General features: G+C 70.2%; 12 protein-coding genes. All 12 read left to right on the top strand.

The features are described from left to right. The coding region (locus tag ABZS97_RS38445) for a MinD/ParA family protein (protein ID WP_356146087.1) at positions 1 to 1,367 on the top strand (1,367 nt) is incomplete at its 5' end. 331 nt (positions 1,368 to 1,698) lie between these two features. Beyond that, a complete protein-coding gene (locus ABZS97_RS38440) occupies positions 1,699 to 3,537 on the top strand; it encodes an ABC transporter substrate-binding protein (protein ID WP_356146084.1) in 1,839 nt (612 codons plus the stop codon). Between the two features lie 51 nt (positions 3,538 to 3,588). Then, positions 3,589 to 4,656 carry an ABC transporter permease gene (locus tag ABZS97_RS38435; protein WP_356146081.1) on the top strand — a complete coding sequence of 356 codons (1,068 nt, stop codon included), beginning with the start codon at positions 3,589 to 3,591 and terminating at the stop codon, positions 4,654 to 4,656. Further along, complete coding sequence (locus ABZS97_RS38430) at positions 4,653 to 5,609, top strand: ABC transporter permease (protein ID WP_356146078.1); 957 nt, start codon at positions 4,653 to 4,655, stop codon at positions 5,607 to 5,609. Before ABZS97_RS38435 ends, ABZS97_RS38430 begins: the two co-directional genes overlap by 4 nt. Further along, a complete protein-coding gene (locus ABZS97_RS38425; RefSeq protein ID WP_356146075.1) occupies positions 5,606 to 6,610 on the top strand; it encodes an ABC transporter ATP-binding protein in 1,005 nt (334 codons plus the stop codon). Before ABZS97_RS38430 ends, ABZS97_RS38425 begins: the two co-directional genes overlap by 4 nt. Next, a complete protein-coding gene (locus ABZS97_RS38420) occupies positions 6,607 to 7,704 on the top strand; it encodes an ABC transporter ATP-binding protein (RefSeq protein WP_356146071.1) in 1,098 nt (365 codons plus the stop codon). Before ABZS97_RS38425 ends, ABZS97_RS38420 begins: the two co-directional genes overlap by 4 nt. A 389-nt stretch (positions 7,705 to 8,093) precedes the next feature. Beyond that, a complete protein-coding gene (gene rsmA, locus ABZS97_RS38415) occupies positions 8,094 to 8,999 on the top strand; it encodes a 16S rRNA (adenine(1518)-N(6)/adenine(1519)-N(6))-dimethyltransferase RsmA (RefSeq protein ID WP_356146068.1) in 906 nt (301 codons plus the stop codon). Further along, positions 8,996 to 9,889 (top strand): 4-(cytidine 5'-diphospho)-2-C-methyl-D-erythritol kinase, encoded by an 894-nt coding sequence (locus ABZS97_RS38410; protein ID WP_356146065.1) that lies wholly within the window; start codon positions 8,996 to 8,998, stop codon positions 9,887 to 9,889. The genes rsmA and ABZS97_RS38410 overlap by 4 nt, the downstream gene beginning before the upstream one ends. A 160-nt stretch (positions 9,890 to 10,049) precedes the next feature. After that, positions 10,050 to 11,855: an ABC-F family ATP-binding cassette domain-containing protein gene (locus ABZS97_RS38405; RefSeq protein WP_356146062.1), complete on the top strand. Its 1,806-nt coding sequence runs from the start codon at positions 10,050 to 10,052 to the stop codon at positions 11,853 to 11,855. 247 nt (positions 11,856 to 12,102) lie between these two features. After that, complete coding sequence (locus tag ABZS97_RS38400; RefSeq protein WP_356146057.1) at positions 12,103 to 13,872, top strand: PQQ-binding-like beta-propeller repeat protein; 1,770 nt, start codon at positions 12,103 to 12,105, stop codon at positions 13,870 to 13,872. Positions 13,873 to 13,954: 82 nt separating this feature from the next. Next, positions 13,955 to 15,853, top strand: coding sequence for a PQQ-binding-like beta-propeller repeat protein (locus ABZS97_RS38395; RefSeq protein WP_356146055.1), 1,899 nt, complete (start codon positions 13,955 to 13,957; stop codon positions 15,851 to 15,853). 226 nt (positions 15,854 to 16,079) lie between these two features. Then, positions 16,080 to 16,799 (top strand): response regulator transcription factor, encoded by a 720-nt coding sequence (locus ABZS97_RS38390; RefSeq protein ID WP_356146052.1) that lies wholly within the window; start codon positions 16,080 to 16,082, stop codon positions 16,797 to 16,799. The last annotated feature ends 83 nt before the right edge of the window (positions 16,800 to 16,882 follow it).

Raw genomic sequence — 16,882 nt, 5'->3', positions numbered from 1 at the left:
GTAACAGGTTCGGCGGTCGACGCAGCGGCTTCCGTCCGCCGATGTTTCATGTGAAACATCGCTGGGACGAAGGTCAGCGCCCTCTCAGCCCGGTGGGCATCGGCGTCGTCAGCCTCAAGGGCGGCGTCGGCAAGACGACCACGACCACCGCGCTCGGTTCCACGCTCGCCACCGAGCGGCAGGACAAGATCCTCGCGATCGACGCCAACCCGGACGCCGGTACGCTCGGCCGCCGGGTGCGTCGCGAGACCGGGGCCACCATCCGTGACCTCGTCCAGGCGATCCCGTACCTCAACTCGTACATGGACATCCGGCGGTTCACCTCCCAGGCCTCGTCGGGGCTGGAGATCATCGCCAACGACGTCGACCCGGCCGTGTCCACGACCTTCAACGACGAGGACTACCGGCGCGCGATCGACGTGCTGGGCAGGCAGTACCCGATCATCCTCACCGACTCGGGCACGGGCCTGCTGTACAGCGCCATGCGCGGGGTGCTCGACCTCGCCGACCAGCTCATCATCATCTCGACGCCGTCGGTCGACGGTGCGAGCAGCGCCAGTACGACGCTGGACTGGCTGTCGGCGCACGGGTACGCGGATCTCGTCTCGCGGTCCATCACCGTCATCTCCGGGGTGCGCGAGACCGGCAAGATGATCAAGGTGGACGACATCGTCGGCCACTTCGAGACGCGCTGCCGCGGAGTCGTGGTCGTGCCCTTCGACGAGCACCTCGCCGCGGGCGCCGAGGTCGACCTCGACATGATGCGGCCGAAGGTGCGGGAGGCGTACTTCAACCTCTCCGCGATGGTCGCCGAGGACATCGTGCGGCACCAGCAGTCGCACGGGCTGTGGACGAACGACGGCAACCCGCCGCCGGTCGCCGCCCCGCCGATGCCCGGCCAGGGATATCCGGGCCAGCCCACACCGGGCCAGCCGGTTCCGGGCCAGCTCGGCCAGGGCCAGGTCCCGCAGCCGCCCCAGCCCGGTCAGCCGTATCCGCAACCCGGCCAGGCATACCCGCAGCCCGGCCAGGCATACCCGCAGCAGGGCCAGCCCTACGCCCAGCCGCAGCCGCAGCCGCAGCCGCAGCCGCAGCAACCACAACAGCAACCACAGCCCGGCCACCAGCCCTCCCCCCAGCCGCACCAGCCGTACCCCGCCTACCCCCAGCCCGGCCAGGCACCGCACCCCCAGCCAGGCCAGGCCGCAGTGCCCCCGCAGGCGCCACAGCCCGCCCCCCTGCCCGGCCAGCCGTACCAGCCGGGGCAGCCGTTCCAGCCCAACTCCCCCGCGCCGGGGCAGCCGTACCAGCTGAACCAGCCGGAACAGGGGCAGACCCCGCCCCCTCCGGCGCCCCCTCAGCAGTAGCGCGAAGTCACCCGGACGGCCCCTTTTCGGGGTGTCATTTCGGGCCAGGGCCCGCACCGTTCACCCACGGTGCGGGCCCTGCGTGTGTCCAGGGGCGAAAAGGGGCGCCACTCCCTGGCCAGGAGGGCGTCACCGGTCTGAACCAATGGGCGTCAGATTCGAGCCAACTCGTTATTTCCGCAGGCCACATGGGGTCCAACTGCCGTTGACGTGCGTGGAGCGCCGCTGATAGACACACACATCAACCCCGCCGGCGTCACCTGATCAATCTCCTGCTCCAGTACTGCGACAAGCCATCCCTGTGCGAGCGATGACGCGAGGTCACCGACTGATGAACAGATTCGAGAAACACAGCAGTGGGCTTCGGCTCATCGCCGCTGCGGGCGCCGCGGCGCTCACCCTCACCGCCGGTCTCGCGACCCCGCTCAACCCCGCGCCGCAGCAGGCCCAGGCCAAGGAGAGCAAGAAGGTCCTGACCGTCGCGGTCGCGCAGAGCGTCGACTCGCTCAGTCCGTTCCTGGCAAGTCGTCTGATCAGTACGAGCATTCACCGGCTCATGTACGAGTACCTGACCAACTACGACCCCAAGGACAACCACGTCGTCCCGGGCTTCGCCACCAAGTGGGAGCCGTCGTCCGACAAGCTCACCTGGACCTACACGATCCGCTCCAACTCCAAGTGGTCGGACGGCCAGAAGGCCACCGCCGAGGACGCGGCGTGGACGTTCAACAAGATGATGACCGACGAGGGCGCGGCCACGGCCAACGGCAGCTTCGTCGGGAACTTCAAGAAGGTCACGGCTCCCAGCGCCACCCAACTGGTGATCGAGCTGAAGAAGCCGCAGGCCACGATGACGGCGCTCGACGTGCCGATCGTGCCCAAGCACGTCTGGGAGAAGGTCAAGGACTTCTCGAAGTTCAACAACGACAAGTCGTTCCCGATCGTCGGCAACGGGCCGTTCGTCCTGACCGACTACAAGGCCGACAGCTACGTACGGCTGAAGCCCAACAAGACCTTCTGGCGCGGCACCCCGAAGTTCGACGAGCTGGTCTTCAAGTACTACAAGGACGGCGATGCGGCCGTCGCCGCCCTCCAAAAGGGTGAAGTGTCGTTCGTCTCCGGGCCCCTGACGCCGGCTCAGGCCACCGCGCTCAAGAGCCAGCAGGACATCAAGGTGAACGACGCGCCGGGCCGCCGTTTCTACGCGATCGCCACCAACCCGGGCGCGCAGGCCAAGGACGGCAAGAAGTTCGGCGACGGACACGAGTCGCTGCGGAACGAGAACGTGCGGCACGCCCTGTTCATGGCGGTCGACCGCAAGACGATCGTCGACAGGGTCTTCCAGGGCCACGCGGTCGAGGGCGCCGGCTACATCCCGCCCCGCTTCTCCTCGTACTTCTGGAAACCGTCGACGAGCCAGGAACTGGCCTACGACCCGGCGAAGGCGGCCCAGCTCCTCGACCAGGCGGGCTACAAGAAGAACGGTGACGGCAAGCGCGTCGGCAAGAACGGCAAGCCGATCAACTACCGCATCCTGTGCCACGCCACCGACCCGAACGACAAGGCGGTCGGCCAGTACCTCAAGGAGTGGTGGGGCAAGCTCGGCATCGGGGTCACGCTCAACTGCCTGGACAACGTGACCGACCCATGGCTCGCGGGCAAGTACGACCTGGCCTTCGACGGCTGGTCCGCCAACCCCGACCCCGACTTCCTGCTGTCGATCCAGACCTGCGACGCCCTCCCGGCGACCCCCAAGGACACCGGCGCGACGGACAACTTCATCTGCGACAAGAAGTTCGACGACCTCTACCACCAGCAGCTCGCCGAGTACGACGCCGCCAAGCGGGCCGAACTCGTCAAGCAGGCGGAGTCACGGCTGTACGACACCGGGTACATGAACGTCATGGCGTATCCGAACGCGGTCGAGGCCTACCGCACCGACCAGATCAAGTCGATCACCACCATGCCCGAGGCCGCGGGCAACATCTACGGCCAGGACGGCTACTGGAGCTGGTGGTCGGCGGTTCCGGCCGGGTCCTCCGGTGAGTCCTCCGACGGTTCGAGCTCGACGGGCGTCATCATCGGCATCGTCGCGGGCGTCGTCGTCCTCGCGGGCGCCGGAGTGTTCCTCGCGATGCGCCGCCGGTCCACCGCCGGGGACCGCGAGTAGGCAGCACGCATCACCGGCACCTCGATGGGCGTACGAGCGAATGAGTAGTTCATGACCGCTGACGCAACACCCGCGCTGGTCGAGACGATCGGCGGCCCGGCTCAGGCCGGGCCGTCGGTCCGCGGACCAAGGGCGCGCACCAGGACCGCGTATCTGCGCTATGTGGCGGGCAAGCTGGGCGGCGCGGCCGTCTCGCTGCTCGCCGTCCTCGTCACCAGTTTCTTCCTCTTCCGACTGATCCCCGGCGACCCGGTCAAGTACATGACGGGCGGCCGTCAGGTCTCGGCCGAACAACTCGCGGCCTACCGCAGGGAGTTCGGTCTCGACCTGCCGGTGTGGGAGCAGTTCACGGACTACTGCGGCAAGGCGCTCACCGGCGACCTCGGCACCTCCTACCAGTTCCGGGCGCCGGTCGTCGACAAGATCACCGAGGCGCTGCCGAACACCCTGCTGCTCACCGGCACGGCGTTCGTCCTCTACACCGCGCTCGGTATCTTCCTCGGCACGCGCGCGGCCTGGCGCAACGGCGGGCTCGGTGACCGGCTCAACACCGGTCTGGCGCTGACCCTTTACTCGATCCCGTCGTTCTGGCTCGGACTGCTGCTCATCATCGTCTTCTCGGTGGGCATCGGCCCGATCCCCGGTCTCTTCCCGACCGGTGGCATGGAATCGGGCGGCGAGGAGGGCTTCGCCTACGTCCTCGATGTCGCCCACCATCTCGTCCTGCCGGTGCTCACACTGGTCGCGGTCGAGTACGGGCAGACGCTGCTCGTCACGCGCTCGGCGCTGCTGGACGAGATGGGCAGCGACTATCTGACGACCGCGCGGGCCAAGGGACTTCGGGACGATCTCGTACGGCGTCGGCATGCCGTTCCCAACGCACTGCTGCCGACCGTGACGCTGATCTTCATCAATCTCGGGCGGACCGTGGCGGGAGTGATCCTCGTCGAGACCGTCTTCTCCTGGCCGGGCCTCGGCGGGCTCTTCTACCAGGCGTTGAGCGTGCCCGATCTGCCTCTTGTCCAGGGGCTGTTCTTCGTTTTCGCGGCAGCTGTGGTCGTGATGAACACGCTGGCCGATCTGATCTATCCGCTGCTCGACCCCCGGGTGGGCCGATGACGACCGAATCAACCGCCACTGAACCCACAGACGTGGACAAGGCCCCCGCTCCGACGGCGGCGCGGAGCCCCCGGGCCCTGGCCTGGCAGCGCAGGCGGCACTCCGCCGCCCGCTTCTGGAAGCAGTACCGCACCCATCACGCCGGCGTGTTCGGCCTGGCCGCGCTCGCGCTCTTCGCGCTGATCGCACTGACCGCGCCGTTGACCGTCGGCTCCGACGTGCAGAGCGTGACCGAAGCGCCCGGCGATCCGATGGAGAGCCCGAGCACCGAATTCCCGTTGGGCACCGACCAGTTCGGGCGCAGTCTGCTCGGCCTCGTGGTGTGGGGCGCGCGGGTCTCGCTGCTCGTGGGGCTGCTCGCGGCCGTGCTGTCGGTGGCGATCGGCGCGTTCATCGGCATCACCGCCGGGCACTTCAAGGGCTGGTACGCGACCGTACTGATGCGGATCACGGACTGGTTCCTGGTCATGCCGACCCTGGTGCTCGCGATCGCCCTCGCGACCGTGATGTCCCGCTCGCTCGGCACGATCATCCTGGCGATCGGCGTGACGACCTGGCCGACGACGGCCCGGCTGGTGCGCGCGCAGACCCTCGCCGTGGAGTCGCGGCCTTACATCGAGCGCGCCAAGGCGCTCGGCGGCGGCCACTGGCACATCATGTCCCGGCACGTCCTGCCGAACGTGATGCCGCTGGTGCTGGCCCAGACGACCCTGATCATCTCCTCGGCGATCCTCGCCGAGGCGACGCTCGCCTTCCTCGGCCTCGGCGATCCGACGGTCGTCTCCTGGGGCGGGCTGCTCCAGGACGCGCGGGAGGCGGGTGCGGTGAGTTCCGGCAAGTGGTGGTACCTGGTGCCGCCGGGCATCGCGATCGCCACCGTCGCGCTGGCGTTCACGCTGTGCGGCCGTGCGGTCGAGTCGGTTCTCAACCCCAAGCTGGGGGTGGCGCGTTGACGCTCCTGGAGGTCAGGAACCTCGAAGTGACGTACGCGGGCGGAGCCGCCGCCGTGCGCGGAGTGGACCTCGCGGTGGAGGCGGGGCAGAAGCTCGGGATCGCGGGCGAGTCCGGCTGCGGCAAGTCCACGCTGGCGCTGGCGCTGCTGCGGCTGCTGCCCGCGGGGGCGCGCACGAGCGGTGAGATCCTGCTCGACGGCGAGGACGTGCTGACGATGAAGTGGGGCCGGGTGCGCGCGGTGCGCTGGGCCGGGGCGTCGATCGTCTTCCAGGGCGCGATGCACTCGCTCAACGCCGTGCACCGCATCGGCGACCAGATCGCCGAGCCGATCCTGCTGCACAGGAAGGCGACCCCGGCGGGCGCGAGGAGCAGGACCGGTGAACTCCTCGAACACGTCGGCCTGCCCGCCGCCCGCGCTGACGCCTACCCGCACGAGCTCTCGGGCGGCCAGCGCCAACGTGTCATGATCGCCATGGCGCTCGCCTGCGACCCTCAGCTCGTCATCGCCGACGAACCGACCACCGCCCTCGACGTGATGATCCAGGCGCAGATCCTGCGCCTGATCGAACAGCTCGTCGCCGAGCAGGACGTGGGTCTGATCATGATCAGCCACGACCTGGCGGTGCTGGCCGACACCTGCGACCGGCTCGCGGTGATGTACGCGGGCCGCGTCGTCGAGGAGGGGCCGGCGCGGCAGGTGTACGAGAACGCCCAACACCCGTACGGCAAAGCCCTGTCGGCGGCGTTTCCGCGCATCGGTGACGCGGCGTCGCGGTTCGCGCCGCGCGGCCTTCCGGGCGACCCGCCCGACCCGGCGGCGCTGCCGTCCGGCTGCACGTTCCACCCGCGCTGCGCGGTGGCGCTCGACTCGTGCGGCACACAGGACCAGGTGCTGCGCGCGGCGGGCGGTGGCCGGTGGGCCGCCTGCGTGCACGTGGAAGCCACGGCTCAGGAATCCGCACCGGAACCCGAGGCGGACGACGCGAGGAGCACCGCATGACGACATCGGCCTCGCCTCTCCTCACCGCCGAGGGCCTGCACGTGAGCTTCCCGGGCCGGCACGGCGCCGACCGGGCCCGGGCCGTCGACGGCGTCGACGTCGACATCCGGCCCGGCGAGATCGTGGCGCTGGTCGGCGAGTCGGGCTGCGGCAAGACGACGCTGGCCCGCTCGCTCCTCGGCCTCGTCCCGCCGACGGGCGGCCGCGTCACCTTCGACGGCAAGCCGCTCGACTACTCCTCACGCGCCCTGAAGGCCTACCGCAAACGCGTCCAACTGGTGCTGCAGGACCCGAGCGGCTCACTCAACCCCCGGCACACGGTCTACGACGCGGTGGCCGAGGGCCTGCGCATCCACCGGTACGGCGGCGACGAGCGGGCGGCGGTCGCCGAGGCCCTCTCCCGGGCCGGGCTCAGGCCGCCCGAGCGGTTCTTCCTGCGCTACCCGCACGAGCTGTCCGGCGGCCAGCGCCAGCGTGTCGTGATCGCGGGCGCGCTCGTCCTGGAACCCGAACTCATCGTCGCCGACGAGCCGGTGGCCTCTCTGGACGCCTCCGTACGCGGCGAGATCCTCGCCCTGCTCCTGCGTCTGAGGACCGAACTCGGCCTGTCCGCCCTGGTGGTGACCCACGACCTGGGCCTGGCGTGGAACATCGCCGACCGGGTCGCGGTGATGTACCTGGGCCGGATCGTGGAGACCGGCGAGGTCGAACAGGTTCTGACAGCACCTCAGCACCCGTATACCCAGGCCCTGTTGTCGGTCCTGCCGGAGGCGCCGGGCGACCCGGTGGTGCTGACGGGCGAGCCCCCGGATCCGTCCCGCATCCCCGCGGGCTGCCGTTTCCACGCGCGCTGCCAGATCCTGGCGAGCGGCGAGGCCGAGCGGGCCGGGGTCGCGGACGCCTGCCGGGGCCAGGACCTGGAGGTGCTGAGCGGCGGCAGAGACGTACCGGCACGGACCCTTCCGTGCGTAGGGCGACTGCGGGTGGCAGTCGCTCAAGCTGCGGGCAATCGGGCGGCTGCCCACCCAGCAGCGGCGGTGCGTGGGGTGTGGGGGGCGCCGAAGCCGCGTTTCTGCGGGCGTGCGTGGAGCTAGGGATGGCTGCCCACCCACGCTGTGGCGGTGCGTGGGGTGTCGGGGGACGGCGAAGCCGCGTTTCTGCGGGCGTGCGTGGAGCTGGGGGCGGCTGCCCACCCACGCAGCGGCGGTGCGCGTGACGCCGGGGGGCCGGCGAAGCCTCGTTTCTGCGGGCAATCGTGCCGCCAGGGGCGGCACGGGTGGGCGCAGCGGCACCCCGTAAGCGCCGGGCTGCGTGACCCGACCCCGGCCGGCACCAGCACCGGGTGCGAAGGGAACAAGGGGTGCCCGGGGTTTGCCCACCCACCCCGGGTGCGAAGGGAGAAGGGGGTGCCCGGGGTTTGCCCGTCCTCCCCGGAGGGGGCCGGTGGCCTGGGGTGGGGGGATGTGACCCGTACTCTGGGGGCGTGAGCAGTCCCACCTCCGACGCCCTTCTGGGTCCCGCCGATGTCCGCGAGCTCGCGGGTGCCCTCGGCGTGCGGCCCACCAAGCAGCGCGGCCAGAACTTTGTGATCGATGCCAACACCGTGCGGCGCATCGTGCGGACCGCCGAGGTGCGGCCGGACGACGTGGTGGTGGAGGTGGGCCCCGGACTGGGGTCGCTGACGCTCGCCCTGCTGGAGGTCGCCGAGCGGGTCGTCGCCGTGGAGATCGACGACGTACTGGCGGGCGCCCTGCCCGCCACCGTCGCCGCCCGGATGCCCGAGCGGGCCGAGCGCTTCGCGCTGGTGCACTCCGACGCCATGCACGTACGGGAGCTGCCGGGACCCGCGCCCACCGCGCTCGTCGCGAACCTGCCGTACAACGTCGCCGTACCCGTGCTGCTGCACATGCTGGAGACCTTCCCCAGCATCGAGCGCACGCTCGTGATGGTGCAGGCCGAGGTCGCCGACCGGCTCGCGGCCCCTCCGGGCTCGAAGGTGTACGGCGTTCCGTCGGTGAAGGCCAACTGGTACGCCGAGGTGAAGCGGGCCGGGTCCATCGGGCGGACCGTTTTCTGGCCCGCGCCGAACGTCGACAGCGGGCTCGTCTCGCTGGTGCGGCGGGACGAGCCGATCAGGACCACCGCGTCCCGGCAGGAGGTCTTCGCCGTGGTCGATGCCGCGTTCGCGCAGCGCAGGAAGACCCTGCGGGCCGCTCTCGCCGGGTGGGCCGGGTCCGCTCCCGCCGCGGAGGCCGCTCTGGTTGCCGCCGGGGTCTCGCCCCAGGCCCGCGGGGAGTCCCTGACGGTCGAGGAGTTCGCCCGTATCGCCGAGGCCGCGTCTTCCCAGGAGCAAGCCCCCGAACCCCCGAAGGGGCCCGCGCAGTCGTGACCGTGAGCGTTCGTGTTCCCGCCAAGGTCAACGTCCAGCTCGCGGTGGGCGCCGCCCGCCCCGACGGCTTCCACGACCTGGCCAATGTCTTTCTCGCCGTGGGCCTCTACGACGAGGTCACGGTGACCCCCGCGGACGAGCTGCGGATCACGTGCGCGGGGCCGGACGCCGGGCAGGTGCCGCTCGACCGCACGAACCTTGCCGCCCGCGCGGCACTCGAACTCGCCCGCCGGTACGCCATCGAGCCCGCCGTGCACATTCACATCGCCAAGGACATTCCCGTCGCCGGGGGCATGGCGGGCGGCAGTGCCGACGGCGCCGGTGCGCTGGTCGCCTGCGACGCCCTGTGGGATACCCGCGCATCGAGGGACGAACTGCTCGACATCTGCGCCGAGTTGGGCAGCGACGTGCCGTTCAGCCTGGTGGGCGGGGCCGCGCTCGGAGTGGGGCGCGGGGAGCAGTTGCGGACCCTGGAGGTGGGCGGGACCTTTCACTGGGTCTTCGCCATCGCCGAGCGGGGGCTGTCCACCCCGGCCGTCTTCCGCGAGTTCGACCGGATGAACGAGGGGCTGCGGGTTCCTGAGCCCGTCGCCTCGCAGGAACTCCTCGACGCTCTGGCGAAGGGGGATGCGTCGGCTCTCGCCGGTGCGGTCTCCAACGATCTTCAGCCCGCCGCCCTCTCGCTCTTCCCGGAACTGGAGCACACCCTCGCCGTGGGGCGCGGCGCCGGCGCCCTCGCCGCGCTCGTCTCCGGCTCCGGGCCCACCACCGCCTTCCTCACCCAGAACGCCGAGGCCGCGGACCGGGTCGCCGCAGTGCTGCTCGCCTCGGGCAGCTGCCGCGCCGCACGGGTGACCGAAGGGCCCGCCTCCGGCGCCGTCGTTCTGTAGGCGGAGCGGGCGGGTCGCTCCGTAGGGCCATGCGTCCGGCCGCGCGGCCGGCGCCGCCGCTCGACGAGGATGCGCGACAGCACGAAAAACCTCCGGCCCGGTCCCCGCTCCGCCGCGGTCTACCCTTGAGGGTCGAGCAAACCCCCTGGGCAGGAGAGAAATGGCCGTCAACCTGGTCAATGTCGAGAACGTCAGCAAGGTGTACGGCACCCGTGCCCTGCTCGACGGAGTCTCCCTCGGCGTGTCCGAGGGAGACCGGATCGGCGTGGTGGGCCGCAACGGCGACGGCAAGACGACGCTGATCCGGATGCTCGCCAAGCTGGAGGAGGCCGACTCCGGCCGGGTCACCCACTCCGGCGGACTGCACCTCGGCGTGCTCACCCAGCACGACTCCCTCGACCCCTCGGCGACCGTCCGCCACGAGGTCATCCGGGACATGGCCGACCACGAGTGGGCCGGCAACGCCAAGATCAGGGACGTACTCACGGGCCTGTTCGGCGGGCTGGACCTGCCGGGCTTCCCGCAGGGCCTCGACACCGTGATCGGCCCGCTCTCCGGTGGCGAGCGGCGCCGTATCGCGCTGGCGAAGCTGCTCATCGAGGAGCAGGACCTGATCATCCTCGACGAGCCCACCAACCACCTGGACGTCGAGGGCATCGCCTGGCTCGCCCAGCATCTGCGCGAGCGCCGCTCCGCCCTCGTCTGCGTCACCCACGACCGTTGGTTCCTCGACCAGGTCGCCACCCGCATGTGGGACGTGCAGAAGGGCGACGTGTACGAGTACGAGGGCGGCTACTCCGACTACGTCTTCGCCCGGGCCGAGCGCGAGCGGATCGCCGCGACCGAGGAGACCAAGCGGCAGAACCTGATGCGCAAGGAGCTGGCCTGGCTGCGCCGCGGCGCACCCGCCCGTACGTCCAAGCCGCGCTTCCGTATCGAGGCCGCCAACGAGCTCATCGCGGACGTGCCGCCGCCCCGGGACACCAGCGAGCTGATGAAGTTCGCCTCCACGCGCCTCGGCAAGACCGTGTTCGACCTGGAGAACGTGACCGTGCAGGCCGGGCCCAAGGTGCTGCTGAAGCACCTGACCTGGCAGCTCGGGCCGGGCGACCGGATCGGCCTGGTGGGCGTGAACGGCGCGGGCAAGACCTCGCTGCTGCGGGCCATGGCCGAGGCCGCCCGCAGCGAGGGCGAGAAGCAGCCCGCCGCCGGGCGGATCAGCACCGGCAAGACCGTCAAGCTGGCCTACCTCTCGCAGGAGGTCGCCGAACTCGACCCGACCTGGCGGGTGTTGCAGGCCGTCCAGGCCGTCCGTGACCGCGTCGACCTCGGCAAGGGCCGCGAGATGACCGCCGGGCAGCTCTGCGAGACGTTCGGCTTCAACAAGGACAAGCAGTGGACGCCGGTGGGCGACCTGTCCGGCGGTGAGCGGCGGCGCCTGCAGCTGCTGCGGCTGCTGATGGACGAGCCCAACGTCCTCTTCCTCGACGAGCCCACCAACGACCTCGACATCGAGACCCTCACGCAGCTGGAGGACGTGCTCGACGGCTGGCCCGGCTCGATGGTCGTGATCTCCCACGACCGGTTCTTCGTGGAGCGCACGACGGACAAGGTGTTCGCCCTTCTCGGCGACGCCACGCTGCGGATGCTGCCGCGCGGTATCGACGAGTACCTGGAGCGCCGCAGGCGGATGGAGGAGGTCGCCGCCGCGGCCGTGCTCTCGGCCGCGCCCGCCCCGGCCAAGGCCGCGTCCGCCGCCGATGCCCGCGCCGCCAAGAAGGAGCTCCAGAAGATCGAGCGACAGCTCGACAAGGTCTCCGAGAAGGAGACCAAGCTGCACGCGCAAATCGCCGACAACGCCACGGACTTCGAAAAGGTGGCCAAACTGGACGCCGAGCTGCGCGAGTTGACCGGCGAGCGCGAGGAGCTGGAGATGCGCTGGCTGGAACTCGCCGAGGACGCGTAAGACGCGGGCGCGCTTCGGGGGAGGGGCGCGCACGGCGCCGACGTGGGGCGTGCGCCGTGCGTGAAGGGCGCGTGAAGGCGCGTAACGAGGGCATCACGGGCCGGTTCTCCCTTGGGAACAGGGGGAGGACCGGCCCCCTGTGCGAAGGCGGCAGAGTGATAGAAAGAGCCGTCTGAGAACAGCCTGAGAACCACTCCGAGCGTTGACCGCGGGTGGCGAAAATCAGTGAACGAGGGGGGAAGCGCTGATGACTCAGCCGCCCAATCAGCCGCCGCAGGGCGGCTTCGGCGCACCACAGGACCAGCCCGCGCACCAGCAGCCGCCGCAGGGGCCGCCGCCTCAAGGCCCGCCCCCGCAGGGCGGGTTCGGCGCACCGCAGGGCCCGCCGCAGTCCGGCTACGGCTACCCCCAGCAGCCCGGCCCGTACAGCCAGCCGGGCCCCTATGGTCATACCGGTCCCTACGCGCAGCCCCAGCAGCAGCCGGGGTCGTACGCGCAGCAGCCGCAGGCCGGTTACGGCTATCCGCAGCAGGCGCCGCCGCAGTTCCCCGGTGCGCCCACCCCGCCTCCGGGCGGCGGTTCCAAGAACCCCTTCAAGGGCAAGCCCGTACTCGTCGCCGTCGCGGCAGTCACCGCGTTGCTCGTGATCGGCGGCACCGTGTGGGCCGTGGCCAGTGGTGGTGACGACGGCAAGAAGCCGGTCGCCCACGAGAGCCAGGACGACAAGCCCACGCCCACCACCAGCGCCCCGGTCAACCAGGGCGACGGCAGCGGCGACGGCCGTGAGGAGAACCAGGACCTCAACGAGGGCCGCAAGCCCGGCGAGTCGAAGATCCTCTGGTACAAGGAGGCGCCCGACGCGCCCGCCGCCGGTGCCTCCGCCCCCGGGCTGTGGATCACCGGCAAGACCGCGGTGAAGGCGGCGTACAAGCAGCTCGTCGCGTACAACGTCGGTGACGGCAAGCCCACTTGGGATGCCATCACGTTCCCGCAGAAGATCTGCGCCGTCACCCGGCAGAAGACCTCCGACGACACGATCGTCGTCGCCTACGAGAGCGGCACCGGTGACAGCTCCCGCTGCAACCAGCTCCAGCAGGTCGATCTGGACAGCGGCGAGAAGGGCTGGAGCACCGAGCTGAAGGAGGGCGGGCTCTTCGACGACACCATCACCGTGGAGCTGGCCATCGCCGGCAACACGGTGGTGGCGGGCCGCTCGATGTCCGGTACGGCGTACGACGTCCACAGCGGCAAGAAGCTCTGGGACAAGAAGAAGTACGGCGCTTCCTGCTACCCCTCCGGGTACGCGGGCGGCAGCAAGCTGATCGCCGTGGCGAGCTGTGGCATCGGCTCCGACACCGAGCACGACGAGGTGCAGGAGCTCGACCCGGCGACCGGCAGGGCCAAGTGGACCTTCAAGATCAAGAAGGGCTGGAAGGTCAACCGGGCGTACTCCGTGAGCCCGCTCGTTCTCTTCCTCAAGAAGGAGTCGAACGACGCGTGGAACATGGTCACGCTGAAGAGTGACGGAACGTACCGCTCGCAGGTCCAGGTCGACGAGAACTACGCGCCCGACTGCTCCGGTTCGGTCCTGGGCGCCGGCCTGACCGACTGCACGGGGATCGCCTCCGACGCCGACACCCTGTATCTGCCCACGGAGAAGAAGAGCGGCGCCAACAGCATCGTCGCCCTCAGCCTGGAGACCGGGAAGGTGCGCTGGCGCGTGAAGTCCCCCGTCGACGGCACCACGATGATGCCGATCCGGATGAGGGGCACCCGGCTGATCGCGTACGTCGCGCCGAGCTACGACACCGGCGGCCAGGTCGTCTCGATCCGGACCAAGGGCAGCAGGCACAGGACGTACAAGCTGCTCCAGAACCCGCAGGGCACCGCCAAGATCGAGAGCAGTTTCTACAGCAAGGCCATCGCCTACGTGGACGGGCGCTTCTTCCTCTCCACCACCTCACTGACCGGCGACGACGACGCGAAGGAGAAGTTGATGCTGGCCTACGGCAAGTGACCGGGCCGCCCCCTCCTTCCTCCGCCCGCTTCCCCAGTCCTCGTCCACATCCGCTCTTCTTCCCACCCGAGGTACACACGTCATGAGCCAGCCGCCGCCCCCGCCTCCGCCGAACCAGCCCCCGCAGCAGGGAGGCTTCGGCGCTCCGCAGGACCCACCTCCGCAAGGCGGCGGCTTCGGCGCGCCCCAGGCCCCGCCCCCCGGCGGTTTCGGTGCCCCGCAGAACCCGCCCTCCGGCGGCTTCGGCGCTCCGCAGCCCCCGCAGCCCGCGCAGGGCCCCGGTTACGGCTACCCGCAGACCCCCCAGCCCCCGCAGGCGCCGCCCACGCCGCCGCAGCCCCAGTACGGCTACCCCCAGGCGCCGCAGGCACCTCAGGCGCCGCAGGGCCAGCCCGGCTACGGCTACCCGGGCCAGCAGCAGCCCCAGTACGGCTATCCGCAGACCATGCCGATGCAGCCGCAGCCTCCGCAGAACGGTGGCGGTGGCGGCAAGTTCAAGCTCAACGGCCCGATGGGCATCGTCATCGCGGCCGTCGCCGTCGTCGCCCTGATCGTGGGCGGCGGCCTCATGTACGCCAATTCGAACTCGGACGACGACAAGAACACCTCGTCCGGCTCCTCGGGCGGCACCGGCGGCAAGGACGGCAAGGACGACAAGGGCGACAAGGGCGGCTCGACCGACAACGGCGGCGGCGGTACGGGTACCGACACCTCCCACGACACCGCTCAGGAGAAGGTCCCGTCCAGCACGAGCGCGAGCGTCCTCTTCCAGGTGCCCTCGCCGGAGGTCAAGGACAAGCAGATCGACAGCGTGGCGGGTTCCTGGCTCACCGACTCGGTGTACGCCAAGAGCGGCGTCAACGCGATCGTGGGCTACGACCCCGACAACGGCAGCAAGAAGTGGACGCTCCCGTTGCAGGGTGAGACCTGCGCCGGCTCGCGCGAGGTGACCCAGGACGGGATCGCCGTGGTGGTCACCGAGGCCGCCAAGCGCAACAGCAAGGGCGATCACCAGGCCTGCACCCAGGTCGTCGCGTTCGACGTGAACACCGGCAAGCAGCTCTGGAACAAGACCGCCGAGACGCAGGGCACGGCGGTGCCGTTCGGTGAGGTCACCATCTCCGGCACCACGGTCGCGGTCGGCGGCGGCTACTACGGCGGCGCCGCCTTCGAGCTGAAGTCCGGCAAGGCCCTGTGGCAGCCGAAGACCGGCAAGTGCGAGGACGTCGGCTATGCGGGCGGCGACCAGCTCGTCGCGGTCCGCAAGTGCGGCGACTACGGCAACGAGGCGTACAAGGTCCAGCTCCTCGACTCGAAGTCGGGCAGCGTCAAGTGGACCTACGACCTGCCCAAGGGCATCGACAACGCCAAGGTGATCTCCACCAACCCGGTGGTCTTCGGTGTCGACTCCGGCGACGAGATCAGCCTCTCGGGCGCCTCGGACGTCTTCTCGCTGGACGAGAACGGCAAGCTGCGCGTCAAGATCACGCTTCCGGACACCAAGTACGACCACGACTGCACCATCGGCAAGGTCTACCGGTGCAAGGGCGTCACCGTCGGCAACGACAAGCTGTACGTGCCCACCAAGGAGCACGACGGCACCGGTGAGTACAGCCAGACCAACGAGATCATCGCCTTCTCGCTGGCCACCGGCAAGCCGACCGGCGAGCGGATCGACGCGGGCGACGGCTACGACCTCCGCCCGATCCGCATGGACGGGCCGAACATCCTTGCCTACAAGGACGGTCCGTACGACAAGGGTGCCCAGGTCGTCTCCATCGACGCCAAGTCCCTGAAGCAGACGAAGCTCCTGGAGACGCCGTCCACCGAGTCGGTGCGCAGCGCGATCAGCGGCATGGTCCCCAAGAGCGCCGAGATGCTCTACACGAGCGGCCGTCTGTTCCTGGGCCAGGACCTCGTCAGCAAGCCGTACTCCAAGGACGAGAAGGAGTACACGGCAATCGGGTTCGGCGCGAAGTAGCTCCCGAGCGTCGCAGCGCAGCGGCTCCGCCCCAGCTCAGGGGCGGAGCCGTTCACGTACTCCTCATCAATCCCGAATGGGCGGGATTCGGTAATCCGGGGCACTTCTCACCGGTAGGGGAGCGCAACGTCGAACAAGCGTGTAGCTTCCGGGTGATGGAGAGCCGGGGGGCTCCTATCCATGGGAACCAGCGGGGATGGAACCTGGGGGGACTGGGGGGTTGCCGATGGGAGTGCGGCTCATGGTGGTCGACGACCACCGATTGCTCGCAGAGGCGCTGGCCTCGGCGTTGAAGCTGCGTGGGCACCGGGTGCTCGCCGCGGCCGCGCCCGCCGCGGGAGCGGCGGAGCTGGTGATCACACGGGCGCCGGAGGTGTGCCTGATAGGTACGGCGACACCGGCCGAGCCGGGGATCTTCGACCCGGTGGTGCGGATCAAGCGGGAACGGCCGCAGGTGGCGGTTCTCGTCCTCGGTCCGGTGCCCAATCCACGGGGTATCGCGGCCGCGTTCGCCGCCGGTGCCTCCGGTTACGTACGGCACGACGAGCGCATAGAGGGCGTCGAGCGCGCCATCATGAAGGCGAGGGCCGGAGAGGCCGCCGTGGCACCGCAGTTGCTGCAGAGCGCGTTCAGCGAGCTGCTCAACCCGGCCGCGCAGCCCGACGACGAGGGCCAGCGGCTGCTGCAGATGCTCACCCCGCGCGAGGTGGAGGTGCTGGTGCGGGTGGCCGACGGCGAGGACACCCGGCTGATCGCGGCCGGCATGGGCATCGCACCCAGCACCGCGCGCACGCATGTGCAGCGGGTCCTGATGAAGCTGGGGGTGGGCTCGCGGCTGGAGGCGGCGGCGCTCGCCGCGCGCACCGGGCTGCTCGACCGGGCGGGACCGGTGCCGCACGCGTCGCCGGACGTCCTGGAGGGACCGGGGCCGCAGCAACTGGCGTGACCTGCACGGCTGCACGCCCACGGGGCCGGGGTCCGCAACGGACCCCCGCCCCATGGGCGGGTGGTACAGGCTGGATCGGTATA

This window comes from Streptomyces sp. NPDC005485, assembly GCF_040606085.1.
Classification (GTDB): domain Bacteria; phylum Actinomycetota; class Actinomycetes; order Streptomycetales; family Streptomycetaceae; genus Streptomyces.
Note: the sequence above shows the minus strand (reverse complement) of the source record. Positions and strands in the feature narration are given on the sequence as shown.

Bases quoted from the DNA above. Each gene is read 5' to 3' on its own strand.
- ABZS97_RS38440 (WP_356146084.1), top strand. From the start codon at position 1,699: ATGAACAGATTCGAGAAACACAGCAGTGGGCTTCGGCTCATCGCCGCT.
- ABZS97_RS38435 (WP_356146081.1), top strand. From the start codon at position 3,589: ATGACCGCTGACGCAACACCCGCGCTGGTCGAGACGATCGGCGGCCCG.
- ABZS97_RS38430 (WP_356146078.1), top strand. From the start codon at position 4,653: ATGACGACCGAATCAACCGCCACTGAACCCACAGACGTGGACAAGGCC.
- ABZS97_RS38420 (WP_356146071.1), top strand. From the start codon at position 6,607: ATGACGACATCGGCCTCGCCTCTCCTCACCGCCGAGGGCCTGCACGTG.
- ABZS97_RS38405 (WP_356146062.1), top strand. From the start codon at position 10,050: ATGGCCGTCAACCTGGTCAATGTCGAGAACGTCAGCAAGGTGTACGGC.
- ABZS97_RS38400 (WP_356146057.1), top strand. From the start codon at position 12,103: ATGACTCAGCCGCCCAATCAGCCGCCGCAGGGCGGCTTCGGCGCACCA.
- ABZS97_RS38395 (WP_356146055.1), top strand. From the start codon at position 13,955: ATGAGCCAGCCGCCGCCCCCGCCTCCGCCGAACCAGCCCCCGCAGCAG.
- ABZS97_RS38390 (WP_356146052.1), top strand. From the start codon at position 16,080: ATGGGAGTGCGGCTCATGGTGGTCGACGACCACCGATTGCTCGCAGAG.